Here is a 445-nt window from a genome sequence, read left to right as displayed (position 1 = left end):
AGCGTGCCTACCAGGCGCGCGCCGAGGTGGCGCTGGTGTGCTTCGCCGGTGGCCGCGCGGAGGTGCGCCTGCAGCCGGCGCGGGCCCGTCCGTGGAGCGAAGCCTGGATCCATCCGATCGCCGGTGGCGGCGTACGCCGCTGGCGCTTGGCATGGCGCGTGCCGGCCAGCTGCTGGCGCAGGCTGCGCACGCTGTCCGGCGCAGCAGCGCTGGTTGTGGCTGCTAAGCGATGGCGCAGCATGGAGCAGCCGCCGCGTCCGCATGGGGCAGATGCGGTGATGGTGGTGGATTTCGAGCGCCAGGCGGTGGCGCTGGGGCGTTGCCGGCAGCTGGCGGCGGGGTGGGAGGGGGAGTATCTGGTGGCGGATGCGTTGATCGGGTGATGCAAACATTGGAGGGCGGTCGATCATGCTCGGTTGAGCCATTTGACACGGAATCGCCCTTT

Annotated in this window: 1 protein-coding gene; it reads left to right on the top strand. The window is 70.6% G+C overall.

Annotation, left to right across the window (positions count from 1 at the left end; translation table 11 throughout):
* Window positions 1–383, top strand: a 383-nt coding sequence (locus OR16_RS44340) for a hypothetical protein (RefSeq protein ID WP_006164979.1), incomplete at its 5' end; no start/stop codon positions are given.
* Between the last annotated feature and the right edge of the window lie 62 nt (window positions 384–445).

The organism is Cupriavidus basilensis OR16 (assembly GCF_000243095.1).
In the GTDB taxonomy this organism is placed as follows: domain Bacteria; phylum Pseudomonadota; class Gammaproteobacteria; order Burkholderiales; family Burkholderiaceae; genus Cupriavidus; species Cupriavidus basilensis_D.
Note: the sequence above shows the minus strand (reverse complement) of the source record. Positions and strands in the feature narration are given on the sequence as shown.